This window comes from Pseudoalteromonas sp. bablab_jr010 (genome assembly GCF_016464105.1).
In the GTDB taxonomy this organism is placed as follows: domain Bacteria; phylum Pseudomonadota; class Gammaproteobacteria; order Enterobacterales; family Alteromonadaceae; genus Pseudoalteromonas; species Pseudoalteromonas simplex.
In genome coordinates, this window is record NZ_JACDWV010000148.1 from 33,213 (window position 1) to 59,748 (window position 26,536).

The 26,536-nt window shown below is 40.4% G+C and carries 21 protein-coding genes; 11 read left to right on the top strand and 10 right to left on the bottom strand.

The features are described 5' to 3' along the window. Positions 1 to 85 precede the first annotated feature (85 nt). Together JIG37_RS13555 and JIG37_RS13560 are read left to right on the top strand one after the other, a co-directional pair. Entirely contained in the window at positions 86 to 1,780 is a 1,695-nt protein-coding gene (locus JIG37_RS13555) for an NAD-dependent malic enzyme (protein ID WP_054553942.1), read from the top strand. A 133-nt stretch (positions 1,781 to 1,913) separates the two neighbouring features. Further along, on the top strand, positions 1,914 to 2,630 hold the full coding sequence (locus JIG37_RS13560; protein ID WP_199529569.1) for an SIMPL domain-containing protein: 717 nt from the start codon (positions 1,914 to 1,916) through the stop codon (positions 2,628 to 2,630). A gap of 6 nt (positions 2,631 to 2,636) precedes the next feature. Here JIG37_RS13560 and JIG37_RS13565 read toward each other — a convergent pair whose 3' ends face one another. Further along, positions 2,637 to 3,989 carry a DUF2254 domain-containing protein gene (locus JIG37_RS13565; protein ID WP_199529570.1) on the bottom strand — a complete coding sequence of 451 codons (1,353 nt, stop codon included), beginning with the start codon at positions 3,987 to 3,989 and terminating at the stop codon, positions 2,637 to 2,639. Positions 3,990 to 4,108: 119 nt separating this feature from the next. Here JIG37_RS13565 and JIG37_RS13570 point away from each other — a divergent pair, with 119 nt between their 5' ends. The 5 genes from JIG37_RS13570 (at position 4,109) to JIG37_RS13590 (ending at position 7,204) form a co-directional block, all read left to right on the top strand. Continuing rightward, positions 4,109 to 4,483, top strand: coding sequence for an MAPEG family protein (locus JIG37_RS13570; protein WP_166340113.1), 375 nt, complete (start codon positions 4,109 to 4,111; stop codon positions 4,481 to 4,483). Between the two features lies 1 nt (position 4,484). After that, positions 4,485 to 5,390: a transporter substrate-binding domain-containing protein gene (locus JIG37_RS13575; RefSeq protein WP_166340115.1), complete on the top strand. Its 906-nt coding sequence runs from the start codon at positions 4,485 to 4,487 to the stop codon at positions 5,388 to 5,390. Beyond that, the gene (locus tag JIG37_RS13580; protein ID WP_199529571.1) at positions 5,387 to 6,019 is read left to right on the top strand and encodes a sulfotransferase; all 633 of its coding nucleotides are present in this window, start codon (positions 5,387 to 5,389) and stop codon (positions 6,017 to 6,019) included. The genes JIG37_RS13575 and JIG37_RS13580 overlap by 4 nt, the downstream gene beginning before the upstream one ends. 45 nt (positions 6,020 to 6,064) lie before the next feature. Then, positions 6,065 to 6,637 (top strand): tRNA-(ms[2]io[6]A)-hydroxylase, encoded by a 573-nt coding sequence (locus JIG37_RS13585; RefSeq protein WP_130166341.1) that lies wholly within the window; start codon positions 6,065 to 6,067, stop codon positions 6,635 to 6,637. Positions 6,638 to 6,832: 195 nt separating this feature from the next. Beyond that, positions 6,833 to 7,204, top strand: coding sequence for a hypothetical protein (locus tag JIG37_RS13590; RefSeq protein WP_055197077.1), 372 nt, complete (start codon positions 6,833 to 6,835; stop codon positions 7,202 to 7,204). Here the strand turns inward: JIG37_RS13590 and JIG37_RS13595 are convergent. Continuing rightward, the gene (locus JIG37_RS13595; protein WP_199529572.1) at positions 7,196 to 7,903 is read right to left on the bottom strand and encodes a metallophosphoesterase; all 708 of its coding nucleotides are present in this window, start codon (positions 7,901 to 7,903) and stop codon (positions 7,196 to 7,198) included. The genes JIG37_RS13590 and JIG37_RS13595 overlap by 9 nt on opposite strands. A gap of 245 nt (positions 7,904 to 8,148) precedes the next feature. On the opposite strand from JIG37_RS13595, the gene JIG37_RS13600 reads away from it, so the two are divergent. Next, positions 8,149 to 9,726 carry an ATP-binding cassette domain-containing protein gene (locus tag JIG37_RS13600; protein WP_199529573.1) on the top strand — a complete coding sequence of 526 codons (1,578 nt, stop codon included), beginning with the start codon at positions 8,149 to 8,151 and terminating at the stop codon, positions 9,724 to 9,726. Between the two features lie 222 nt (positions 9,727 to 9,948). Continuing rightward, positions 9,949 to 10,329 (top strand): hypothetical protein, encoded by a 381-nt coding sequence (locus JIG37_RS13605; protein ID WP_199529574.1) that lies wholly within the window; start codon positions 9,949 to 9,951, stop codon positions 10,327 to 10,329. 133 nt (positions 10,330 to 10,462) lie between these two features. Here the strand turns inward: JIG37_RS13605 and JIG37_RS13610 are convergent, their stop codons facing one another. Next, the gene (locus JIG37_RS13610) at positions 10,463 to 11,335 is read right to left on the bottom strand and encodes a hypothetical protein (protein WP_199529575.1); all 873 of its coding nucleotides are present in this window, start codon (positions 11,333 to 11,335) and stop codon (positions 10,463 to 10,465) included. Between the two features lie 166 nt (positions 11,336 to 11,501). Here JIG37_RS13610 and JIG37_RS13615 point away from each other — a divergent pair, with 166 nt between their 5' ends. Further along, positions 11,502 to 11,855 (top strand): hypothetical protein, encoded by a 354-nt coding sequence (locus JIG37_RS13615; protein ID WP_199529576.1) that lies wholly within the window; start codon positions 11,502 to 11,504, stop codon positions 11,853 to 11,855. Between the two features lie 505 nt (positions 11,856 to 12,360). Continuing rightward, the gene (locus tag JIG37_RS13620) at positions 12,361 to 12,516 is read left to right on the top strand and encodes a hypothetical protein (RefSeq protein WP_199529577.1); all 156 of its coding nucleotides are present in this window, start codon (positions 12,361 to 12,363) and stop codon (positions 12,514 to 12,516) included. Between the two features lie 58 nt (positions 12,517 to 12,574). Here the strand turns inward: JIG37_RS13620 and JIG37_RS13625 are convergent, their stop codons facing one another. From JIG37_RS13625 to JIG37_RS13655, 7 genes are all read right to left on the bottom strand, one after another. Continuing rightward, positions 12,575 to 13,378 (bottom strand): hypothetical protein, encoded by an 804-nt coding sequence (locus JIG37_RS13625; protein WP_199529578.1) that lies wholly within the window; start codon positions 13,376 to 13,378, stop codon positions 12,575 to 12,577. 990 nt (positions 13,379 to 14,368) lie between these two features. After that, positions 14,369 to 15,019 (bottom strand): hypothetical protein, encoded by a 651-nt coding sequence (locus JIG37_RS13630; protein WP_199529579.1) that lies wholly within the window; start codon positions 15,017 to 15,019, stop codon positions 14,369 to 14,371. After that, positions 15,009 to 17,840: a hypothetical protein gene (locus tag JIG37_RS13635; protein ID WP_199529580.1), complete on the bottom strand. Its 2,832-nt coding sequence runs from the start codon at positions 17,838 to 17,840 to the stop codon at positions 15,009 to 15,011. The genes JIG37_RS13630 and JIG37_RS13635 overlap by 11 nt, the downstream gene beginning before the upstream one ends. A 26-nt stretch (positions 17,841 to 17,866) precedes the next feature. Beyond that, complete coding sequence (locus JIG37_RS13640; RefSeq protein WP_199529581.1) at positions 17,867 to 24,937, bottom strand: hypothetical protein; 7,071 nt, start codon at positions 24,935 to 24,937, stop codon at positions 17,867 to 17,869. Beyond that, positions 24,930 to 25,340, bottom strand: a complete 411-nt coding sequence (locus JIG37_RS13645) for a hypothetical protein (protein WP_199529582.1) — start codon at positions 25,338 to 25,340, stop codon at positions 24,930 to 24,932. The genes JIG37_RS13640 and JIG37_RS13645 overlap by 8 nt, the downstream gene beginning before the upstream one ends. Continuing rightward, positions 25,324 to 25,914 carry a hypothetical protein gene (locus JIG37_RS13650; RefSeq protein ID WP_199529583.1) on the bottom strand — a complete coding sequence of 197 codons (591 nt, stop codon included), beginning with the start codon at positions 25,912 to 25,914 and terminating at the stop codon, positions 25,324 to 25,326. The genes JIG37_RS13645 and JIG37_RS13650 overlap by 17 nt, the downstream gene beginning before the upstream one ends. Then, complete coding sequence (locus JIG37_RS13655) at positions 25,914 to 26,522, bottom strand: hypothetical protein (protein ID WP_206769747.1); 609 nt, start codon at positions 26,520 to 26,522, stop codon at positions 25,914 to 25,916. Before JIG37_RS13655 ends, JIG37_RS13650 begins: the two co-directional genes overlap by 1 nt. Positions 26,523 to 26,536: the final 14 nt, after the last annotated feature.

The window sequence follows — 26,536 nt, forward strand, 5'->3', positions numbered from 1 at the left end:
TCTGACAAGGTGAATTGTCATTGCAATTTCGCCTTCAAGAGTAATAATGTCAGGTCATAATTATGACGCATCAAAGCTTGGAAATATGACTACAAATACCGATCCAAATTATCTTTATATTCCTTATTCAGGCCCAGGTCTGATTGAAACGCCACTATTAAATAAAGGCAGTGCTTTTTCACAAAAAGAAAGGGAAAATTTCAACTTAGCCGGATTACTGCCACCGCGTTATGAAACGATCGAAGAACAAGTTGAGCGTTGTTACCAGCAGTATTCAAGCTTTAGCGATAATTTAAATAAGCACATTTACTTACGTGCTATTCAAGATAACAACGAAACACTTTACTACCGTTTAGTGCGTGATCATCTTGAAGAAATGATGCCTATTATCTACACGCCAACGGTTGGTGATGCTTGTGAAAAGTTCTCAGACATTTACCGCAGTGCCCGTGGTCTATTTATTTCTTATGAAGATCGTTTCCAAATTGATGATATTTTACGTAATGCCACTAAAGGCAAAGTAAAAGTAATCGTTGTGACTGACGGCGAGCGTATTCTTGGTCTAGGTGACCAAGGTATTGGTGGTATGGGTATTCCAATTGGTAAGTTATCACTTTATACAGCGTGTGGTGGTATTAGCCCTGCATATACGTTACCAGTGATGCTTGATGTTGGTACGAATAACGAAAAACTACTTAACGACCCTATGTACATGGGTGCTCGCCATAAACGTATTTCGCAAGAAGAATATGACGAATTCTTAGATCTATTTATCAAAGCCGTTAAACGTCGTTGGCCAAGTGTTTTACTTCAGTTTGAAGACTTTGCACAACCAAATGCCATGCCATTACTAAAACGCTACCGTGATGAAATCTGTAGCTTTAACGATGACATTCAAGGTACTGCTGCGGTAACTGTAGGTTCTTTACTTGCTGCATGTCGTGTTAAAGGCGCGAAGCTTTCTGAGCAAAAAGTGGTGTTTGTTGGTGCAGGCTCTGCAGGTTGTGGTATTGCTGAGCAAATTATCAGTACTATGGTTGCTGAAGGCATTAGCGATGAGCAAGCGCGTTCGCAAATTTTCATGGTTGACCGCTTTGGTCTACTTACTGAAGGTATGGAAGGCTTACGTGATTTCCAACAAGCACTTTGCCAATCTAAAGATGGCTTAAGTGAATGGACTTACAGCGGTGAGTACGCATCATTATTAGATGTAATGCACTGTGCGCAACCAGACATCCTGATTGGTGTATCTGGCCAGCCTGGTTTATTCACTGAACAGGTTATTCGTGCAATGCACGCATCTTGCCCACAACCGATTATCTTCCCGCTAAGTAATCCGTCTAAGCAAGTTGAAGCACTTCCTTCTGATGTTATTGAATGGACAAACGGCCAAGCGATTGTTGCTTCTGGTAGTCCATTTGATCCGGTTGAATATAACGGCCAAACTTTCCCAATCCCACAATGTAACAATAGTTATATTTTCCCGGGTATTGGTTTAGGTGTTATCGCTGCTAAAGCAACGCGCATCACTGATGCAATGCTAATTGTATCAAGTGAAACACTGGCTGAGTCTTCACCACGTGCAAACACTGGTAAAGGCAGCTTATTACCTGCACTGACTGAAATCCAAGCGTTAAGTAAACGTATTGCATTTGCGGTTGCGAAAAAAGCGATGGAAGAAGGTGTTGCACTAGAGCTGAGCGATGAAGCGCTATGGGCAGCCATTGAGAAAAACTACTGGCTTCCAGAATACCGTAACTATAAGCGTCGTAGTATCTAAGCTATAACGCTTTTAGTGAATGAAAAAACAGGCTTTTTATGCCTGTTTTTTTATATCTGTAAAATGGCTTGTTCATATTCAATTAACCCTTTAAGGTGATAATGAACGGAGTTTTAAATTAAGGAACAGTATTATGCGTAAGTTAGTTTTTACCGCTATGGCAGCAGCACTTAGTTTTAATGTGTTAGCACAAGCAACACCTGATGCGCCACATATTTATATTCAAGGTAACGCAACGGTTAAAGCAATCCCTGATAACGTTAAACTGACAGTAGGTATTGTTGAAGTAGATAAAGATTTAATTGCCGCGAAAAACAAAGCCGATGCAACCATGGCGAAAGCGATTAAGCTCGCTAAAAACCAAGGCGTAGAAGAAAAGGGCATTTATGCGTCTAATATCTCGATTAATCGCCAAACAGAATATAATCGTGAAACGGGTAAGCAAGAGTTTGTAGGTTATAGAGTAACGCGTAGCCTGTCTGTAACTTTAAGTGATATAAAAAAATACCCAATTATGCTTCAGCAACTAGTGAATTCGGGCATTAATGAAATTAATCAAACGCAATTTGTATCAAGCAAGTACGAAGAGCTACAAAAGCAAGCGCAAAAGCTAGCCATTAAAGATGCCCGTGCTGCGGCGAAAGAATTTGCCAATGACTATGGGGTAGAGCTTAAAGGTCTTTATACAGCTTCAAATAGCCCACTTGATACAGGTAGCCAACCTTATATGCGTGCCAGCAAAATGGTTATGGCAGAAGCTGCACCAGATAACTATGTACCTGATGCATACAATGGTGGTGAGCTTACGATTACCGCAAGCAGCTATGCGGTTTATTTAATAGAAAACTAAGTTAACTTATTGATTGCTGGCAAACCTTGCCAGCAATTTTTCACCTTGTTGCTCTGAAATACGAGCAATCGCTTTTAGCATATTAGTGATTTGCTCACGGTCGTATTCATTACTAATATGCTTATCTATATCTTCAATAATTGCCCCTAAATAAACAAATAGGCTACCAGTTGCTTTATCGTTATCAGATGCTCTAAATAATATGTTTTTAAATGCCTCAAGCACGTTAACCATTACATAAGCGTCATTTTTTGCGTAGTTACGAATTGGTGTGAAGTTATCATGCAGCAGCTCATCGAATGAGGTTTCGTGAATAAACAGGTGCGGTTGATTGTTCTCGCAACGTTTAAGCGAGTAATTCACATCGTAAATGTCTAAGCGCAATATCAGTAATATGCTCAACATATCTATGGCTTTTACCGCAGTACCGGGATCGTTAATACCCGGGCTCATAGCTTTAACAGCGATTTCTGAAATTTGTGTCATACCGTAGCGGTAATGGTCACTAATATATTCTTCGATATAAAAGATAAAACAGTCTAGTAATTGTTCTACCAGTTCAGGTTTGTCAGATAAGTCAGTATCACACTTTAAAAACGGGTATCCCTTTACTGTAAAGAAGCCTTGTTTAACCGAAATATAAATTTTAATACCGTGCTGTTGGCATAACGCACACAACTTATCGCTATGTGCCCCTTTAAAGTAACCTTCTGTTTTACTTTTAACACTATGCCAGTCATCAAACTCAGGAAAATGCTCAACAGGATTTTGTTGTTGCAAGTCAATTATGTATTTAAGCTCGCCTTTGGTATTTTTAAATAAGTCGTTTAGTACATTATCGACTTGAATTGCTTTTGAAATTGAGTGAATAAAAAACACAAAAAAACCAAGCGAAATTAAACCAAACACCAATGAAAAGAAGATACCAAGCGACGGGATACCCATATCTCCATCACCAATGGTGCGTATGTTTATCAGCATTAATATGGTGTAGATAATACTACCCAGATAAAACCCCAGTACTAATTGGTGCGACTTACGGGTAATAAGGCCCGGCAACACACGCGGCGAAAGACTGGCACTGGCACTATTAAGCACCACCATAACCATAGAAAAACTAAAAACCGTTAATGAGATAATGCTGCCGGCAAGTGTGCTGAGGATGGTACGGGCATTCTCTTCGCTATCGACCAATAACACACCAATCAGCTTTTTAAATTCCATTGATAATGACGAGTACTCGACCGCAGTAGTAATTAATCCAAAAACTAAAAACATCACAGAGAGCATTGATGGGTAAAATCCGATACTACTGATCATTTCGCGGTAGTTATCGGCGATTTTTCTTGGCGTAAACATGCACTTCCTTAAGAACTGTTAGACATTAAATATCATACTGAGCTAACCTAACTACTTACTTAACAGCCTAGCAATAAATTATGCTAAGCGTCTAACTTTAAATAAAAATTGGAAAAACTGTGATTGTTTCAACGTTTGCTGCCATCTTGGCCATTTTATACATTCAACTTAGCTTTCGCGTGATCAAACTACGTAGAGCAAAACGCATTTCACTTGGTGACGGGGGAGACAAAAGCCTACAAGCAGCTATACGAACTCATGCAAATTTCATTGAATATGTGCCTTTTTCGTTGATCCTGCTATTTTTATTAGAGTACCAAGGCCTCCCAAGCCATTATTGCTATATTTTAGGTGCAATGCTGGTTGCTGGTCGTTTTTGTCATAGTTACGCACTTGCTGATAATCTGATGAAATTACGTGTATTAGGTATGATGCTTACTTTCATTACTATTTTGATTAGCGCTGTGATGTTATTAGTTACACAGGTTTTCTGATATGCTAAAAATTGTTTTTCCATGTTTGTTGTTCTTATTTTCAACTTGTTTATTTGCCAATGTAAAAACAATTAATGCCAAGAAAAATCGCGTCACACCACCAACCACTTTACATGTTGTTTATCCTAAAACAATGGATAGCTTAGACGAAGAAGTACTTTATCCTTTAATACTTCTTCGTACAGCTTTAAAAAGAAGTGGTTATAAGTTTACCTTATCACCCGCACCTGAATTATTAAGCCAAAATCGTGTTTTAAAAGAAATTGAAACGACTGGATCTATCAATGTTACTTGGAGCATGACAAACCAAGAGCGTGAAGACACTTTGCTCCCTCTACGAGTTCCTATATTTAAAGGCTTATTTGGTTGGCGATTAATGTTTACTACAGAAGATAAGTTACCGAGGCTGAAACAGCTAAAATCTCTTGATGATTTAAAATCGATTAACTTAGTTCAGGGTACAGATTGGCCAGATACACGAATTCTAACAAGTAACGGTTTAACAGTGGCAACGGCAATGGACTTTGAATCATTGTTTGTAATGTTAGATAGAGGAAGGGGGGATTTATTTCCTCGTTCAGTATTAGAGATCCAAGATGAACTTGCGTATTTTAAAGAAGGAATGCCGTTGGTCGTTCTGCCGCATCTAATGCTCAAATACAAAAGCCCAATCTATTTCTTTTTTAATAAACATAATACTAATATTGCTAAAGCCGTTTCTCAGGGGATTAAGGTTATGCAGCAAAGTGGTGAATTTGACGAATTATTTTTTAAGTACAACGGAAACTTTATAAAAAACGCCCACCTACACGACAAAATTGTTATAGAATTGCACAATTATGATTTACCAAGGTTAACCCCAGTCAACGACAAATCGCTGTGGTTAGCATTTGATCAGGTGCCATGAGCTCTAAAATTTTTATAATCGGTTTACCACGAACCGGCACAACTAGTATCTGTAACAGCTTTTTACAACTCGGTTATAAAACCGCCCACACAGCCTATACCCAACAAGCAATTACAAGTGCAGATGTTATTGCTGATACTCCAGTTTTTAGTGAATACGCCTTGCTTGATGAGCACTTTGCAAATAGTCGTTTTATCAACCTCGAGCGCGATTTAACTAAGTGGCTGCCTTCGATTAGGCAGTTACTAGCACGCATGCACACTAATTTAATGCGCCCTGATGGTGGTTTTAATAGCCATTTAAAGCGCTGTTATTTTGATGTGTTTGGTCAGTATAGCTTGGCAGAGTTAGAATCTGATGAATACTTAACAGCGTGTTATCAGCGTCACCAACAGCAAGTAGCAGACTACTTTAAAGGGCGTGAACAGCAATTATTAACGCTTAATGTAGCAGACTCAAACAGTCCGCAATTACTTCAGCAGTTTTTAAACACTCAGCAGCCAATTAGCTTTAAACAGCTGAATATGGGTGGCAAAGTCACAGCGTGGAATGACATAAAACACCCAGATAAAGTATCATCTACCCGAAGTGGTAAAATTGATAAATCTCTTGGTTATAATCACACGTAAAATACGTTAAAATCGCCGCAATTATAAGTTTAGTTGTTCCTTATCATGTTTGAATTGAAATACCACACGCCATTTGAATGGACAGAAGGTGTCTTAGCTGACTTCGATACCTTTTTACAAGATCATGCTGCAGCAGAGAAAAAAGCATCAGGCATGGCTATGTCTATGCTTTCTCATTACCCAGACCGTCGTAAGCTTGTTAAAGCCATGACAGACTTAGCACTGGAAGAAATGATTCACTTTAAGCAAGTTTTAAAGTTATTAATGGAACGTGATGTATCACTTGGCAATGACCAAAAAGATCCTTACATCAAACAAATTCGTGCGGTATTTAGAAATGGTCGTGATGAATTTTTAATGGACCGTTTATTAGTAGCAGGCGTTATTGAAGCACGTGGTCACGAGCGCTTTTCGCTTGTTGCAGAAGCTTTACCAGCAGGCAAAGAAAAAGAGTTTTATGTCGCGATTGCTAAATCAGAAGAAAAACATAAAAACTTATTCGTTGAACTTGCCTACGAGTATTTCGATAAGCAAGATGTTGATACACGCCTCGAAGAAATTCTTATCGCAGAAGCCGAAATCTGTAAAAATATTCCGTTTACAGCAGCGCTTCACTAGTGTGATGCTTGTGTATTAGGCCTTTTAGCCTAATACACAAATTAATGTTTTATCCCAAAGCAGTAAATTAGGGACTAAAAACAATAATTAAGTCTCCAGAAAATAGTTTTGCCAATCCTAATTGATTAAATAAACAGCATACATTCATCTTTCTCTCCTATAGTTAAATTAGTACCTAACTGTGAGGAATAGAGCATGAAATGGATGATGACTCTTACGACGCTGTCGTTAATAGGGATTGTAATTACCGGTAATTCAATTTACACCGAAGTTAAAATCTTTCGTTCCAACGATAAGCCAACCGAAATAACCGCTAGTATGTATCGCTCGCTTATTTGGCATAGCGATATTTATAAAGACGATCAGTTTTTAAATACCGCGCAAAGCTACTTCAGCGATGGCAAAATTGATACGCGTGAATACAGTAAACTTACGAGTTTAGCGAGCAAAATTGCCGGCCCTATCATCTACATTCAAGAAACCGATGAGCAACTGTGGCATGCAAGGTTAACCTACAAAAAATATCTTGAAGAAAAAACGGTCGAACGACTGGCAAGTTTACATTGATGAAAACTGCTTGATCAGCGTGCTAAGCTCAACAATGGTGGGCTTACCGCTGAGATAGTTTGTATCAAGATGGTAACTATTGCCAAGCCAATAGGGCTTTTTGGTCGTGTTATGGCCATGCACAGAAAAATCGATACTTGGATTTATTAGCGCTTTTTTCTCTTTGGTTAAGCTTCTATCCCAAAGCAATGCGCCAATCGCTTGTTGTATATCTTGTGGTGGATTTTGCCAACTCCAATCAGCACAGGTGGTATGCGATAAACCAATGCTTAATGTTCCGTATTCAACATAGTAAGAAAGCGGGCATTTAAGTAGCTGTTTACAGGCAAACGCCAGCTCTTCATCGGTTGCTTCTAGATGCCAGCGGCCGCCATTCTCAACCCATAAACGGTAGTAACCTTTATTCTTTGCAAGTAAAGACTCAAGCAACATATGCTCATGGTTACCAAGACACATATGTACACCAAGCTCTTTAAAACGTGCAAGTAACGCTATGCTGTGCTCACCCCGGTCAATCACATCACCCAATGAAAACAAGATATCTTCGCTTGGGTTAAAATTAACAGAGCAAAGCGCCTGTTCAAATTTAGTTAAATCTGCATCTAAATCGCCAATAACAAATACACGTTTGCTTTGTTCAAGTTGCATCTTAACTTGAATTGGGTTTTGCAAGGCAAGAGGGCTTTTAACTAAATTCAAAATACATTCCTTTAAGAAGCTAATAATTTAAGACTATCATAACTCGTTGCTATTTGAGCACAGGGTGGTTATTATCTAGCCTCACTTTTTAGGAGTTACCGCCAACATGAACAACTAAACCTGTTATCCAATTTCATTTTTATCTTTTTGGACCAACAGGGTTAGTAGGCGTTGCTCACTATCACTTTTAATATGTTACTTCTCGTGTGATCACACGTTTATGCCCCTGTAATACAGGAGGCACTATGCCACAACTTCAAGCTTTTAATTTATGTTACCAGCATGGCAATGGCGATGTTGTATTTAACGGCCTTTCATTTTCACTTACTGCTAAAGTCACCGCATTAGTCGGCAGGAACGGCTGCGGTAAATCTATATTAGCGTCAATACTTGCTAAGCAAATAGAGCCTAGCTCTGGTACGGTTGTTTGTCATTCATCCCTCGGTTTTTATGAGCAAATGAACGATGTAAATCAGGCTGATAACCTAACAATTGTAGAGACTATAGGGCTAGAGCCCGTGTTTAATGCTCTTGATGCGATAAACCAAGGGGAAGTTACAGAACAAAACTTAACTTTGCTTGAAGGCAATTGGGACTTAGCAGAGCGTTTTAATGCAGAACTTGTAAGGCTTGGGATTAAGAATAAAACCCCAAACTCATTAAGCAAATATTTAAGTGGCGGTCAGCTTAGCCAATTAAAACTTTGGGCACTATTTACCTGCATAAAGCCCGATATTTTAATACTGGATGAGCCATCAAACCACCTAGATGCAAAAGGTAAAATCTGGCTTATAAAGCAAATACACAACTTTAAAGGGCAATTATTACTAATAAGTCACGACCAAGAATTATTAGAGCAAGCCCATGAAGTTTGGGACCTAACAACCCTGGGTTTAACACAATATGGTACGTGTTTTTCTGAGTACCAGACTCAAAAGCAGCAGCAAGTTGTTGCCCTTGAAAACAAGTTAAATCACGTTGTTAAGCAGCAAATAAAGCTCAAAACAACAGAGCAATTACAAAAGCAAAAAGCACAACAACGTGCAGGTCATGGCGCAGCACTCAGAAAATCAGGCAGCCAACCTAAAGTGCTGATGGATGCTAAAAAAGATAAAGCCAGCGCTAATTTATCATCACAAAGTAAAAATACCGCTAAGCGAGAAGGTGAACTCACTCGTAATAAACAACAACTTTCTAGCCAGCTTGAACAAACTAAAGCGCAGCAATTTTATTTAGCACAATCAGATGAAGCTAAGCACCAAAAAGTACTTAGCCTGGAGAATGTTGTATTAGCACACGGCACAAAAAAGCCGCTTAATTTTCAGGTGTTCAGTGATGATAAAATTCATTTAGCAGGCGCAAATGGTATTGGTAAATCAACCTTACTTAAAACGCTTATTTTCGACATACCAGTAAAAGCAGGGCAGTTACATTGCAATCAAGCACTCTATTATTTAGACCAACATTTTACATTAATAAACAACGAGCTAACCCTGCTTGAAAACGTGATGACTTACTGTAAAAACCTAGATGAAAGCACCACACGTACTCTACTTGCCAGTATTGGCTTTAGAAAAGACGCTGTTTTTAAACATGCCGCACTTTTAAGTGGCGGTGAAAAAATGAAGCTCGCCATGTGTATCGTCAGTAATATTGAAAGTACTGCATTCTTGTTACTCGATGAGCCCGATAATCATCTCGACCTTGAATCAAAACAGCTCTTGGCTCAGTCATTACAGGGCTTTAAAGGCGGGTTTATACTCGTAAGCCATGATAAATACTTTGTAGAAAGTGTCGGCTGTAATAGGCAAATTGGTTTATAAAATAGTCATTTATAAATAAGCGTGCTAGGGTGGTTGTAGGTACTTTATACCAATCCGCAATAATACTTAATCATTTTGAGGGATTAAACCTGTCGCTAACTGCGTTAAAAATTTCTGATTTAGAACAACTAAATAACGAAATTTTTGCCTTGCTATCAACGAGGTTTTATTGCCTCAAAATTGACTACTTAATTAAGCGAATTGGTATTACAAGGAATGACTATGAATTTTACAGCTGCTTACCGCATTTTTACTGCTTTATTCATGCTGATAGTAACCATTGGTTTAGGCATGACGCTCAATGATTTTACCTCGGTGATCTATGTGTTCGTGCCGTTATTATTAATGCTAGTCAGCTCATTTATCCCGTTTTATAAACAGCGAAAACTGCGTTTAATACTGTTTGCAGCCCCAATCGTTATTCTTTACGGCTTTGGCTTTTACCCTTGGCTTACAAATTACCAAGAAGTCGCCGTTTCATCATCTACCTCAACCCTCGATTTTATCATCATCCCAGTTTGGGCTACCCTCTACGGCGCGGGTTTTGTCGTGTTGCATGAAATCGCACTAGGCGTTGCTAGAGCGTTTAATTTGGGAAAGTGAAAGAGTTTTAGCACTAGTTTCTTATGGTTGTACTACTAAGGCTTTGCTTATAATTTATATTACATAGTTTTTAAAAAAGGGCAGAAAAGCCCTTTTTTCAATGCTTTACAATAACTAGTGATTGACAAAATGACTATTCAAACACAATTGCTTTCATGTTCTTAGAAAGGGCAGTGATCACCGCTTTTTTAGCGTAAGAATAGGATGCACTTGATTTACATATAACATCTAAGAAGAGCCCATTACTTTCTGGTGAGCTATACAAATTATGAGAGAATACAAATGGAAGATTAAAAAGAAGTTCTCCGATCAATTTATCTGTTGATTTAAAATCTAAATCCTCATTAGGAAAAACTTCTATATTTACCAGAAAAAATGGGTCAGTGTTTGAAGGGGTACTTGATGGTTCAGAATTAAGAATCTTAGTATGCAATTTATTGATGGATTCTTTCATACTTTTCATTTCTTCAATAATAAACCTATCACTTGAAACTTCCTTTTGCTCTATATTTGCTACTTTAAATTCACCAAAGTGTTTTAAGAAAGTTGTATAATTCTCATCATCCGTTGAAGCTTCAAGTGTTGCTCGAATTTTAGTTGATAATTTCTTTTTAAAATCGATAATAGATTTAAAGCGAAGGTCTCTTGGGTACTCTAAATGTTCTATTACTGAAGTATCAAAAGAGTAAGCAGTATGTGAATCTTTTATTATGATAGTTGGTTTATCAAAAGCTAAACGCATTCCTAACTCGAACATAACATTAGGGTTCTTACCACTAACATCACAAACGACTATAGGATTATTGTAAAGGTTATTAATAATTCTTTTATGTATAATTCCAGAGTCATCTGATTCACTTACTAAGCAGCCAACAAATCCAGCATCACTTATTGCATCTTTTATAATTAAATATACTTCAGCCCAGTGAGTTTCAGGGCAACCGTCTATTGCAGAAATGGGCATCACAACCCCACAAACTGGCTTCTCATCAGTAACATTTGACATTTTTTTCCTTAAATTAGGCTTCGAGACAAGTATCAAAATTCGAACTATTGAATACTGAATTTTAAAAAATAGATACTTGTTGTTTTTATAGTACCAAAGTGGCATTTTATAAATTGATATCGAAGCATATATATCAACATGCAAATATGCAAGAAGGAGAAACTCAATGGATTTAGATGTACTAAAATTTTTAATAGATAACGAAGAGCAAATTAAAGAAACAGCAGAAAAAAATAACTTAGAACCAGAGGTTAGTTTAGTAATTGCTAGAATTCTTTATGATAACAAGGGGGATTTATCATCCTTGAAAGGGAAACAAAATTATCATTATCAAAAAGTGATTGAACCACTATTCTTTCGAGAGTGTGAGGGTCCTGTAGGTCTTATGCCTGATGATGAAGGAAATTTTGTATCGAGCTGTGTTCATACAAAATATATTGATGAAGAGTCATTACTACTCAGTTACGAGGAAGAAGATTTTAAATGCCAAAATTGTAGATATGATACACAAAAATGGTAAAGGGCAACTCGCCCTTTTTAATTAAAAGTAAGTTTAACTTCCTGTTTTTTAGATATTTTACTAATAATATCAAGTAGCTGATTTTGTATTTAAAATAAATAATTATCTTGATTAAATTTTTCTTTTTAAGGTTTTGGTACATCTGCTCTGATTTCTTAGCTGACCATTTGTAACGTTGAACTAGTTAAACATTAGACGGGCTAACATTTCCTCAAAGAGTGAGTAATAGATTATCCTCCTTTGATATTCTTCATTCTGACCACGGGCCAGTAAGTGGCATGTAGCCGCGATACATAATTTCTACTAGTTTTTCTATCGGTTTAGTTGATTTGTTAACTAGGGGTAGGGCATGACAGTCGATGTAAACTCAATAAACTTGATTTCATTGTTATTGTGCACATTGGTGGTGAGTTCGCACCGTTGCCGCAGTGAAAACAGACATCACTTGGATAAAACAGGTAATTAAAAAACTCGGTGAAGATATAACGAAACTTCAGGATAAATTATGTTAGCGACAATTGGTAAATATTTAGCAGCTAAATTACTGACCGAAGCATTTATAAAACGTGCCTGTTTAGCTACAGCTAAGCACTTAGCAAGCAAGTCAGAAAATAAACTTGATGATGAATTGGTTAGTGCGTTGTCAGAAGCTTTAAAGTAGGTGTAAATTTTTGAGGGTACAAGTCCAAAAAAGCCCGCTATTGCAGTGGGCTTTTTATTTAAAATAAATAATTATTTAAAATATGTAGCTTATCCATAATGTAATCAGACTTAAGGGAGAAAGTTGATAAAGCGATAAGTGATAAATACAAAGGAACTCTATATTCTATAAATACCGTGAGGTTATTTAGCCTAATGTGTTTTAGATATTTCCCTAGAAATACTTCATCATCTTTTGAAGCTTTGTAGTACCAAATTAATTTTATAATTTCAGAGTCTGAATGAGTTTCCACAACTCTTGTCTCTTTATCTTTAAACTTAACGTCATAGCCAAGAGTTTTTAAGTGTTCTATTATTTCTTTCTTCTTTGAATGTTCATTAGGGGAGTGATTACAATAAATTTCGAACTCTTGATTATCGTAAGTAAAGTTGGTGTCCCAAACGGTCACACGAAGCACACCTAAATGTTTTTTTGAATGCAGGTGGCTCGTTACCTTTGTCCTTATCAAGTTTTTTGCAAGGAAAGTATAAAAACCCCTGCGAATATCTTTCTTTAAAATGTCCAGTAGGTAACGTTCATACTTATTTAGGACAAAAAGAATGTATAAAACTTGGTGATAAATTAATGCGACTATTAATGCGAAAACCAATACTGATGGTGTTGAAATTGAACCACTGATCAAACCTACACTTGTTCCTGTAAGTTTTATACCTGCTAAATTATAAATAATCGAAAAAACTGAAAGTAAGAGTAAACCTTTTCTATATTTTGTATGGTTTTCAACTTCACTTTCAAATGAGGTAAGACTCTTTAAGTATCCGCAATGAATACGATCTGTATCTTCAACGTATAAATTACCCATAAATTTCCTTATATTTTTTTATTTATCTTACTCGAAAGAGTGCCGCTGTAGTAGCGGCACTTTCTTATGCTGTTTTTTTTCCGTACTTCAAAACAATATCTTTTAAAGCATGCTGATCACTCATTTTGATTAAGTCATTACCAATGATATTCAGCGTCTAGCTTACTTAAACCAAATCTTACAGCTATCCAATTTGAGCTTGTAGGGTATCTATATGGCTTTCGTTATAACGAACAGTTTGTTGTAGAAACGAGTCATACTTAATGAACTTAAAGCCATAACGGTTACAGGCAGTGAAAAAAATTGCTTTTATATTTTTGTGAAGCCGTACAAGAAAGGCATTTAAAATCTAGGTTTGTAAAAATTCACCATTGTGGACTTATTGGAATGAAGTAAGTTTTGTGAAAACTTACAAAGTAAAAATGTGGATTTCATAAAAAGCTATAAATTAGTGAAAACCCATATTAATGTAAGCCGCCGATTGTTTTTAGAAAAAAAGACGTAAGATTTTAGAATTATTTAATTATGTTAAATAGGCTTGCGTTTATTTGTTTGAGTGTAATGATTGGTATCTTTAAAGCTTCTTTAAACGGCGTTTAAATGAGCTTTAAAGATCTAAGGTTTAAACCGATTTAATAACTTTGCTTTCCCATTTAAATGCTCGTCTACAATGTTCCTTTCCATCAAATGGTTTTGCTAATAAGTCTATAAAACGCATTTGGTAGTAATATCTCTTGTCATTTCTGAGTCTGTAACTTCTTGCTGAGATTGATTCTAGTTTTGTACCGTGGCAAATACTGCATATTGTTATGTCTATGCTGTATAAGCTGTTAAAGGCCCAACTGCTGCCAAGCAACGCGATTAGGGATAACACAACGAATGGCACGATGAAAAGTAAACCACAAAGCACGTAGCAAAGTAGGGTTCTTAAAGTTTTAAGCACGTTAAACATATTTTTCTCCAATAAAAAGGGGCTATAAAGCCCCTTGGTTAGTCAATGTTCCAAACAGTCGCAAAGTGGTCTGTTGCCCTGCTATGTGCTTCGACAATTTCGGCTTTTGTGCAGTCAACCATCACGCCCGTGGGTACGTCCGCTGTTGACCAAGGGATAGTGTCATCATCGGCAAGCTGCCAGTGCTTAATAAGTGCGTTAGCCAAACGTGTAATGCTTTGCTCATCGGCATCAAACTTTTTGCCCGTTGATATTTCAACTACTGCATTGTCAATTTGGCTTTGGCGCTGCAGTTTAAAAATAGTGACTTTGTACGGTTCGAGTACTTCATCTGCCGTTCTTATCGCTGGACGCTCTGGTGCAACGGGTAGTGGCTTAGGCTCTGTCTCTGTAATACTGCCATCGTCATTGGCTACTGGCGCGGGTAAGTTGGCGTTGTATTGCTCGACTTCGTTAAGCTCAACTAAGTAGTTGTAATAGGCTTTTGCCCATTGCCATTGCTCGGTTTTACTTTCAAGCTCTGCAAACTGCGTTAGGTTTTCAACTTTGCCCTTGGCGATAAGCTCTGGAATGTTCTTAGCGCCAACTGGCCCTTGTTGCAAGGTCGGTAAACCTTGCTCATTAGTTACGGGGTTTTGTTCGTCATCGAGGACGATAAAATCTAGAATTGGGTCGAGTTTACTTGTCATTTTTAAGCCATCCTAAAGGTTCAACACAACGAGCGGTGCCAACTAAAACAGTGTGTCCATTTTCGTCTAGCATTGTTGCTTGGTTATCTACTGGGTGTATTTTGCTATCATCGCCCCAATCGCCGGCAACAGCATCATAGGTAAGCTCTGTATATGCGTAATTTATAAAAGCTTGTTGATTTTCAACTACGTTGTAGTCTAGAGCTTTGAATGCTGGCCCTGCATTTGTCGGGATTCCTAAACTTAAAGGTGTATGTTTATTCTCACCTGTACTTTTATTACTAGCCCACAAAATTCCTTGTGAATGTAAAAGGGATGAACTAAGAAGTGTTAAGGTTTCTTGCCCCACATTAGATGTATTAGCAGGGTGTGTTAGAATTTTACTAATTAATGAGAATGCGAGGTATCTTGCATTTTTAATCCCTGCATCCATAGATGCAAAAACACTACCTAGACCAACTATTCCGCCTAATATTTTAGTATTTCCTACGGGTTTTGTGCTTCTAGCTTTAACAGTGTAGTTCCAAACCTCAACCCTGCCACTCGCCATTGCAGAACTTGCTGTCATTGAATTTGTAATTAAAGAGAAATCACTCTCTACATCTGACCAAGTTGCCCCGTTGTCAGTTGTAATGGTGCGCGATAGTGTAGTATCTACAGATGGCTTAGTTGCTGTAAAAGTATTAAAAGCTTTTACACCGTCTGGTATTGTAGGGTTCCAACTCCCAACCCAGCCATCTTTTAAATCATCACAAAGTAAAATATTTGCAGGATCACCTACTACTTCTGTGTGGGTGTATTCCCCTGCAACAGATGAACTTGTTGCAATTGAAAAGATCAAATACGACTCATCAGTCCATGCATCTGATAAAGGGCCATCTAAATAAATCCCAGTTCTGTCGCTCCCTGATGAGTACCCAACTTGAAGTACCTTTCTGATAGTGCGATCTACTTTTGAGATTATATATCCTTCAACATTGTAAGTTTGAGACTCTTGAGTATCAAACAATAGATTTCCTTGATAAAATATAACCCGCTTTTCTCCATTAGACCAAGAACCCGAAGTTAAGAGGTTGCCAAGGTCTTCTGCTCTAGTTATTGTTAAATATTCCCTTCCTCTATAACCACCTGCTTTAATAGCTAAATCTGCATCTGCAAAATCCTCTTGTTTTAATCCCCAAGAAGAGTAACGCATATCACGACAGACACCACCTTGGCCACTTGCGTAGATTGCATCGTAATATCGCCCATCAGGCGCACCACTTTTACTGCTTGCAATAGAGCCTGAATTAGCGAGAACTTTAGCAGGGTCGAAACAATCGGCTTTTGATGTAAATGATTGAGCTGTGTTATGCCATTCTTTATCATCAATTGCTTTCGCTGTGCCTAGCTTATTGAATGAGTCATGATATAACCCCGTGTTTCTGCGATTGACAGTGCCGCAGAGTAACAGGTAGCTATCTTCTACCAAGTCATTTCCTTTAACTTTCTGATAAACACCTATGCACTCTTTGTTATATTTAGCATTGTTATAGCCTGTAAAATAGCTTCCATCGCTATTAGTCACAGGTGTTTTCAAGTCAAATCTTAAAGTGGCAGTGTTTTGGACATCAACAAATTGCCAGCTACCATTGCCGATACCTCTGAATGTAATTGCAAAATTATGCGTTTGATAAAATTTACCCGTCTGGTCATCGAACTTAATTTTATTTTTTGGATTAGACGCGATTGTTCGTCTTTCTTCTTCTGTAGCTGTTAGCCAGTTGACTCCTCTCCCTCGGCTTGATATGTCGCCATCATACTGTGCAAAATATTCGATACCCTGAACATTATTTGATACTGTGGGAACGCCATAAATATCGGATGCCAAACTCTGCGGTAATCCATTTTTATATACAAACGGGTATTCCTCATTTATCTCTCGTACCTCTTGATAAATACCCCACACATCTTCTCTGTCTGTAACAACCTTATTGGTTGCTGTTTCTGCTGCAAATGCTATCGCTGGGGTGGCATGTGAGACTGAAATGCCCGTTCCGCTGTCGTAAGTACGAGTTCCATCCTCCGCAGGTGGTAGTTTTATCTTTGATGATAATTGAGCATTCCTTATGCTTAATTCAAAAATATCCGTTAACACACCAGCTATATGTATATGTGCAGTATCTTTCTTAGATATCCCTGATTTCTTATCACCGTGTGCGCCTAAATATATTGAATTTTCATAGCCTACATAACCGTTCTTATAGATATAAAGACCCTCACCTATAGATTCAATAGCATCAGGAACATCGTAGTTTTTACCTAAATGAAAAAACCCACTTGCAGCAAACTTTTCATTATTCGCAGCGCGCATTGCTTCAAATTCAACTTTACGCATTGCCCACGGGTGGGGGTGATATGCGTCCATCTGAGCTTGGTTATCGGCTTCAATCTGCTTGAGGGTTTTAACTGTTGTCGTTGTGCCGTCTTGATTACTAAACGTGACAGTGCCCATTTTAGTTTGCCAATCTTGCAGTGCTTTAAAATTATCGTTAACTAACACGTTTGCATTTGATAGCGCTTCAACAGCTTTTTTAAATTCGCCCGTTGTTGGAACTACAATACACTCTTGGTTTGATTGATTGCTGTTTGACCAGTTTTTAACAAGCTCAAAATAGCCTTTACTGTCAGAGCCCACATAAGCGCGGTTAATCTCAACGATAAACCCAGCGAGTACGAGAAAGTCACCGCTGCTTACGTTAGCGACACTCTCGCCACTGTTGATTTGAACCACTTTTGAGCCATTGGTCACGCTTGCTTGACTGGCTGTGAATGCTGCCATTGTTTAGTCCTCGTTTATTAAATTATTTAGTTACTGCCCGTTACTACGATAGATACTGACCTAGACCCAAATACTGTCACCCCAGCTTCGTCGTAAGGAAATGCAACGGTACTAGCTACAGCTCTGAGCTGTATTGATTGCCCCGAACTTACTGATAGGCTTGTATTTGCAGATACTCCTGCAGAAACATCCAGTAGCATTTCAGGGCCTTCTTGTGTGCACTTAGCTGTGCCTTGAGCATTATTTCCCGCGATTGATTGCCAAGACCCACCTACCAGCCTTTCTATATCTATTATTGCGTGAGGCTTGTATGGGCTTACAGGGCATGTGCCCCCACCTGAACCGCTACCTTGCGCGGAAACACTTGCAGCAATAGTGATTGATGTTGTGCCACCGGGTATTGTGAAGGGGTCAGTTGAAACCCTGAGAGCGCCGGATGTACTGGTTGATTGTCTAGATATTGATAAGGTACCGGCTTGAAAAGTCCCCCCGAAATAAAAGCCGCCACTGTTGGTTTTATAGCTAACGGCATTACTCTTACTCATACCTGAGTAAATAGGTTCTTGTGTTGATGAGTTCCATGTAACACCATTAATTTTTGGTCCATACCACGATATGAGGTCGCCGCTTGGGCCAAATGGAGTAGATCGACCAACAATGTCCAAATAATCTGAGCTCGGGTCCGTAACTGCAAACTCACCACCTATAATTTTGGGGGATGAAAGTTTAGTTCCAGCTCTAATAACTTTTGCATCTAATGTATCGTCAATCAGCGCACTGCCGTGCACTCGCAGTGTGTAGCTTACCCATGAACTACCATTAAATCGCTTTGTTGTTTGAATAGCTGGGTCAGTTGATTTGTAAATCATGACACGGTCATGCTCAACAGGTGCCCCTGGAACACTTGCATTTGCTGTTGCATCTGACCATGCTCCTGATGACGTTGCTACCTCTACAGTGATAGAGCCGCGATTTCCGTCTGTACCATCAGCCCCTTTAAATAATGACCACGTATAATCAACTGGGTTGTCTGACTCCGTAGGCGTGATCTTATTTACTGCTATACCTATGTACTTAGTGTTACTGTTTGGGGTTTGGTACATCCCTGAACCGCTAGCATTGTCGCTGTATGCAATCCATGTGTAAGTTGTTTGCCCGTCATCTCCTTTTGCACCCGGGACACCGTCAGTACCATTTACGCCATCTTCACCTTTTATTTTTGACCAAATATAATCGGCGGGGTTTGTTGACTCTGTAGCTGTAGTTTTATTATAAGCAAAGCCAATATATTCTTTGTTTGTGGGTGAGTTACTAAGGCCCGAACCGTTGGCACTATCCGCATATTTTAGCCATGTATAGGTAGTTATGCCGTCATCACCGTCTTTACCATCTTGTGCCTTGATATCTTCTAAGCTGTTTACGGTGTGGCCATCACCAAGCTCTAAGCGACCTTTAAATATATGTACGGGCTTCTCGGGATCTGAATTATCGACGTATGAGGTGGGGACAAAGATACCGTTAACCATAACGCCTTGGCGGATCACATCACCTACCAAATCAAGGTTGCCCACTTCGCCATCGTTATAACCCGCAATGCCTACAACACGGCCATTGTTATCGAGCGTCCAACCACCACGCGCAACCAGTTTGCCGTCTACAGTGGTAAACAATTGGCGTAGTTGTTTAATGCTTGCGCTGTTCTCACCGTCACTTATTTGCATGTTGGCAATAAACTCAGCGAGAGGGCCATTCACCCAAGAGCCACCATCGGCAACACATTGCACCGCGTCATTTTCATTGGTTATTTGGCCCTCAGCATTTACACAGTAACCAACTGCTGTACGAGTGTACTCTTGTGCTGTTGATACGGCGGCACTTCTAGCGGCTTCAGTGTCTTCGTCGATTTTTGCTGTTAGCGTTTGTTGTAACTCGGTATAAGCTTGCTCTTGACTTGCAAAGGTTTCGGTTACTTCATCAAATTGCGCTATTGTGTCAGCAACAAAGGATTCAAATTCTTCATCACGTACAGTGTTAGCTTCATCAAGCGTCGCTATCGCCGTTGTAACATCACTAAAACGGGCACTCACATTTTCAAACGTTGCTTGATAACGTTGGTCGCGTATTACACTCGATTGATATTGGCTCGATACAGCTTGATTTAAGCTGGTAATAATTGCTTTGCTATCATTGAAAAGAGACGCAAGCTCAAGTTGCTGCTGAGAAAGACTTTCTAAGTCCGTTGTTTGGGCTTGCAGCTTTTCGTTTGCAAGCGCTGCTTTAACATCAAGCTCTGCAAGTTCGTTGTCACGAATTAAGTCATTATACGCAGCTATCACAGCGTTTAAGTCGCTTGCTTGCTGCGATTGCTCCAAGCCTTGGATTTGCACGATACTAGTTGTTACCGCGCCCTCGGCGGCATCTAATCGCTCGTTTACATCTGAGAATTTAGCATTAACTCCGCCTTCTTGGGCATTGTATGCCGTAATACGCTGTGCAATATAAGACTCGGCACCGTTAATAAATTGCTGAGCGTTGTTTGCTTTTTGGAGTGTGTCATTGTCTGAAAATTGCTGAAGGGTAGCGCTAACTTTGTATGTAGCATCAAAGGTATTCAGTGATTGCTGTACATTACTTTGAGTTTGGAAGCCTTGCAGCGTAACCCAAGCAGCACCAATTTCTACAGCTCTTTGAACCGCTGGCCCATCAATCCAAGTATGACCTGCGGCCTCACAGGCTACGGCATCATCTTCATCAACTCTATTACCCTGAGCATCAACACAATAACCAGTAACCGCGCGAGTAAACTCATTGGCTGTGGCAAGCATGGCTAAATCTTGGGTTTGAAACTCAATACGTAACTGAGAACCCATGCTTGCACGGGCTTGCTGCTCATTAATAATGGCTTCATCTAAAGAAACTAGATCAGCTTCAGCTTCTCCCATCCGCGCACTTAATTGCTGGCGAGCTTGGACTTCAGTCTCTAAATCATCAGCATTGGCTCGAATTTGTTCTTCTGCATAGGCAATAGACTCATTAATCCCATCTGGACTATTCACGAACTGCGTGATCAGATTATTAATCGTGCCCTCAGAAGCGTTAATCCATTGCTGAGCATTCTTCGCAGCGGTAATTATTCCCTCTTCGTTAATCTGCTGGATAGTTGCTGTTATGCTGTATTGGCCGTCAAACGTGCTGATAAATTGCTGTACGTTCGCAGCTGTTTGATAGCCTTTGCTATTAACAAAAGCCGTGGTGTAGTCGTTAATTAACTGCACCAATGGGCCATCAATCCACTCATGGCCCGCTGCAATACAGGCAAGCGCATCCACTTCATCGACGCGGTTGCCGTTTGCATCTACGCAGTAACCGACAACTGCCTCTAAGCGCTCATTCGCTTGGGCAACTGAGCGTTCACCTTCGCGTATAATTTCAGCTCTTAGTTCACGCTCGGTACTACTACGTGCTGAGCGCTCATTAGCAAAAGCTTGGTTTAAGCTTGTTAAATAAGCTTGGTTTTGTGCAAAAGCACTAACAAGCTCTAATTGTTGCGATGAAATAGAGGCTACATCGTTTGTAACAGCAGTCAGCTTTTCATTAGCAACAGCTAAGCTATAGCCTTGCTCAGCTAAATCTTTATCTTGCTGTAATTGGTTATACGCTTGGATGATATCTGCTAAGCCTTGGTTTTTAACATCAAGCTCAAGGCCGCTGATTTGGCTAACACTTTGGCTTATTTCACCTTTAATGGCATCAAGCGTTTGTTCAGCTGCGCCTATACGTTGGTTAACACCATTTTCGCTATTTAATATGCTGGTTACTTGGTCTCGAATTGTGGCGTTAGCGCCATCAATCCACGTTTGGGCGGCATTGGCTTTTAAAATAGTGTTGTTATCATCAAACTCTTGCAGCAACGCACTAATACTGTATTGCGTATTAAACGAGTCTATTAACGCTTGAACGTTACTTTGCGTTTGAAAGCCAAGCGCATTGACCCAAGCCGTTGTTGCGTACTGGGCCATGATACCGGTGCGAGCATTGATATCATTTTCAAGTGTTGTTGTGCGAGCTGTAATATCAGCAAGTGCTAAATCATTCGCGCCACGTTTACCCACTTCTATAAAGTCGATATCACACGGGCCTAAATCAAACTCTAAGCTGGTAATGGTGCCTGTGTAACCACTTGTGCCCGTTGCATCAAGGGTTAAAATTTCCCAATCGTCAGACGTTGGTTCCGGTAAGTGAAGGGTTGAGGTTCCACTATTGAACTTAATATTACCTTTCCATGTTGCTCCGACATGTTTTCTAACACGAAATCGAAACATTGGATTCTCACCAGCATCAAAGCTAATAGCCGGTGAAACAACTTGGTTTGTGGCCACGATATAGCCTTGTGCGTGATGGCTATCCGTGCCAGTAAAGCCTTCAACACCTGTATTAAATTGCCAGCTGTAGGCAGGCTGTAATGCTGCAAGGGCACCGGCTATTTGGCCCTCAACTTGCGCGAAAGTCGCCCGTTGATTGATTTGGGCTGCTTGAATAACTAACGTTGCTTCGGCTTGCGTAATACGGTTTTGTGATTGCGCTATTTGCTTTGCATTGAGCGTAATTTTACTTTCTGCACCCTCGATAAGCAGCTGGGCGCTTTCAAAGCTTTCATCTGTGTAGGCATATGCACGATTAACGATGGTGCCAGTATCTGGATCAACATACACAGCCGCATCGATTAAACGCTCATTATTAAACGCTCTGCGTTCGTATTCGTTACGCCAGTTTGTATAAGCGCTCGATACATCGATGAGCGTTAAGCCTAAGTCCTGCTGCTCAAGGCGCTGGCTTTCAATGGCGATTTGATTAATTTTTATTAGCGCTGGTAGGCTGTTGTTCTTTGTTGCATCCAGTACTTCAGTGACACGCTCTAAATCACTTATTTTGCTATTTGAGTCGGCTAGTTGCTGTTGTAAGTTGTTCGGGTTCTCTGCATCTATAACCTGTACTTTTTCTGCAAGGCCCGTAATAGCATCTATGTTCTTCGCGATTAACGATGGTAAGTTATTCTCTGTTTCAGGGCGTAAACGGTCGACTTGCTGGTTAATGTCATTAATTAAATTTTGTGCTTCTTGGCTTAAACGGGTAAGGGGAAGCTCGTTGATATACTCAGTTAAGTCGACTGTCGTTGTGGTGGCCGATACATCCACCCACGCGGAAGAACCTAGGTGATTTACACTGCGTACTCTAAAGTTGTATTCTGTTTCGCTCTTCAAACCAATGCGGTTATAAATTTGTGCTAAAACACGTTCACCCGATTGCGGCTGTGCAGTTGTCCCTAAGAACTCCCATTCAAACTGGGTACCAATGCCTGCTGCAGCAAGCTCGGCAGTTAGGGTGATTTGATTGTAATCAGCCAGTACGTGCACAACCGGTATCGATGGGGTAAGCACGCTAAACTGCACACCGACTGTGTCAGAGCGTTGGCCAAAAATATTTCTAGCGCTAATACGTGCGGTGTACTCCCCAAGGGCGAGTTTAGGGATAGTGACTTGTGTGTACGTTACCGTTGTTTTAAATACAGGCTCTGTTGATGATGTATTAATAAACTCAACATCGTATTCATGCACAGCAAGCGGTGTAGGGTGGTTCCATTTTACAATGCCGTTTCCATCGCCATCAATTGTTACCCGTACATCAAAAATAGGCTGTGGACGGCCCACCAAATAATCACTGTTTGGGGTTAAATCTTGTGCGCCTGGTATTAAGTTATCACCCCATAAGCCTGGGCCATCTTCAATGCACATTAAAGTAACGCCGCCATCTAAACGAAAACGGCGCTCTGTTACACGATAGATTTTATTGGAAATCGATTCACCAGGTAAGTTTAAGTAAACGGTTCTACCGACTGCAGCAGCCAAACCTTTGTGCTTAAGGGGTAATTCAATTTCACCTAAGCGTGTTTGCTCAAGGTGTATAGTGGCTAAGCGCTGTGCTGTCGTGCTGCTTCTAACAAAAGGCAGGGTAATTGATTTTTCTAATACCTGGTTATCACGCTCTTGGTATGCAGTTGATATCACAGGTGGCGCATCTGTACGCTCGTAGTTTTGTTCGGGGTCGGTAAATGTAGCGCGAACAACGTTGGCACGGTCGCGTAAATCCGCATGCCATTTAATCTTAATGTTGCCGTGAACATCATCTGCATTAATGGTGTATGTCGGGTTGCCATACCAGGCACCGACACGCACATACCATTGGCCCATTTGCCTAAAAATCTTACCCGCAAAACAGGCTTCAAGTTGGTTTAATACATCAAGGGGTTTCGTGGTAAAGGTAAAACTGCCATTGGTTGTATAACGCGGTTCAGTGGTGATATTGCCGTCTTTATCAGTAAACTCGGCCTCTTCATCGCATACGTTAATGGCGGCAATCCACCACTCAAGCGGTAAGCGCTCAAAAGGGACTTCATGCGCACCGTAAAAGCGTACATAGTGCAGGGCACATAACACCGCATTTTGAGACCAAAGCCACGTGGTTTCATCATCAGGTTTTTGATTTGTATCGCGAGGGTCCCACACCCGGGCACCGCGAATTAAAAACTCAGTATCGCTAATACCATCCGGAAAGACTTCACGGTTATTTTCAAACTCAACAAAAATGTGTGCTTGGCCATACCCAATGTGTGCCGCTGTCCAGCCTGCCATTTTAGCCACTGCTTTACTGTTCGCGGTTGTATGGCGGCCATCACTTAACTCATAGTCCCAGCTCTCGCTTGGGTATTCAGTAAGCGGCTTATCAGCAATGTAGATTTCTTCGAGGGCATCAATTGGGGCACCATTTATTAGCACCACCATTTGAACAAATTTCTTTTTATCGCGCTCAACTTCAGCTTGATGAGCAATAACCCCACCGACACGGTCACGGCCAAAGGTAATGCGGCGCGGTTGGTCTATGCCTTTTTGTAAGCCCTTAGCAAGCGTGGCTAAGTCCTCTTCAGGAACATCAGGGGTGAGCGAGTCCCACAGTGCGCCCACGGTCTTATCATAGATACTACGACCAATGCCGAATAAATCGCCCCCTGTGTCTACTACAGTATCGACAACTTTAGACATTGCGCGGCTCCAATGGGTAAACCGCTTTTACGCAGCTCATAGGTTTAGTCACAAGCCCATTTTCGCCAACACATACAACGGCATTAACCGTCACAATTCCGCCAACAAGTTCACCGTTAAATTCAACAAGGGCGCAATCACCACGGCGCGCATACGCGACGGGGATTTCAGGGTTTAAACGGTCTTTAAAGACACTTTGAACATCGTTTAAACCACGTTTAAAGAGTTGTTTAAATGCACCATTCTCAGAGCGATATTTACCTCTAAAATCTGCAGCAACGTCTTGGTCTGTCGCAAAGCAAACCCAATCTGCCACGAGTAGGCAGCAATCATTTTTGCCCCACTGAAACGGCATGCAATTACGTTGGTTTATAAAGGCGGCGAGTTTAGCGGTGACGTTCATTTTTACGTTTCCCTATAAAGTTACCTGGTTGGGTGTCTGGTAAGTTTTGCTTGGTGGCCGTGGCTTGCTCACTGAAAAAGGCATCATCAGGATAAAGAGCGCGTTGTGTGGCATCATTCCAACGCTGGTGTAAGCGTGATTCTTTCCAGCGCTCACTTTCACCTGCCACACTTAATTGCACTTGTGATACAGCGCCGCGCTCTACATCACACGCCACAATGTAGCCACTTTCAAGCAGCTGACTTTGGCTTACGCGGTAATGTTCATCCACGGTAACAAGGTAGATTTCGCAGGTGTGGCCAATAGGGTCGTTTTCAGCGACTTCAGCAAGTACGGCAGTGTCTTGTGTGTGAAGGGTTAAGCGAATACGGGCGCTGTCGTTTTTATCGTTGGCTGGTATTTCACTTACAGTGCCCAGCATGCCTAAGCCATGCCAGGTTAAGTTTTTAAAGCGGCGTTCACCCACACCTGTATGCAGCAATACATCACCACTTTTAAATGCCAGGCGAACAAAGTAACGGGCGCGGCCACTATTGGCTAAATCAGCAAGTAACCCAGCGTTTAACGACTCCATTAAAACGCCTCCCGTCCTTTAATCTTCCAACTGGTGACAATGCCTTTTTTGTATTCAGCGCTATCTATGCCCTGGTTGTTATCCGCAAGGCGAAACAAACCACTCGGCTGTTTAAAGGTGATTAAGGTATTATCAGCAGGGATTTTACGCATGGGTGATTCAAACACGACGGTGGCACGGCCAAGTGAATCACTAACCAAATCGCCAGTTAAAATTTTTAGTTCTGTATTTTGGCCAACGCCCACTTGCATACGTTCGCCAGCAACCAACAAAGTTTGGTTTAGCGGCAAACCATCAATATTTAGAATGTTACCGTCTTGGTTTTCACCACGCACAAACCCAGTAAAGTCTTTATCAAGTTGCTCGCGACGGTAATCAAATAGGGTAAAGGTACCCACTTGGCCGCGCAGGCTTGCAATAAATGCATCAAGGGCCAACGCTTCACGCTCAGGTACATTGGCTAATTCAATTTCAAACTCCCAATAAGCACCCTCAAGGTCATACACCTCAGTGGCGTTATTGGCTTTGTTCAAATGAATTTGGCTATTCGGCACTAACTTAAAGTTAGAGCGTTTAGGGCGTTTGGGTAAGGGAAGTGGGACTGTCATCGTTACCAGGCTTT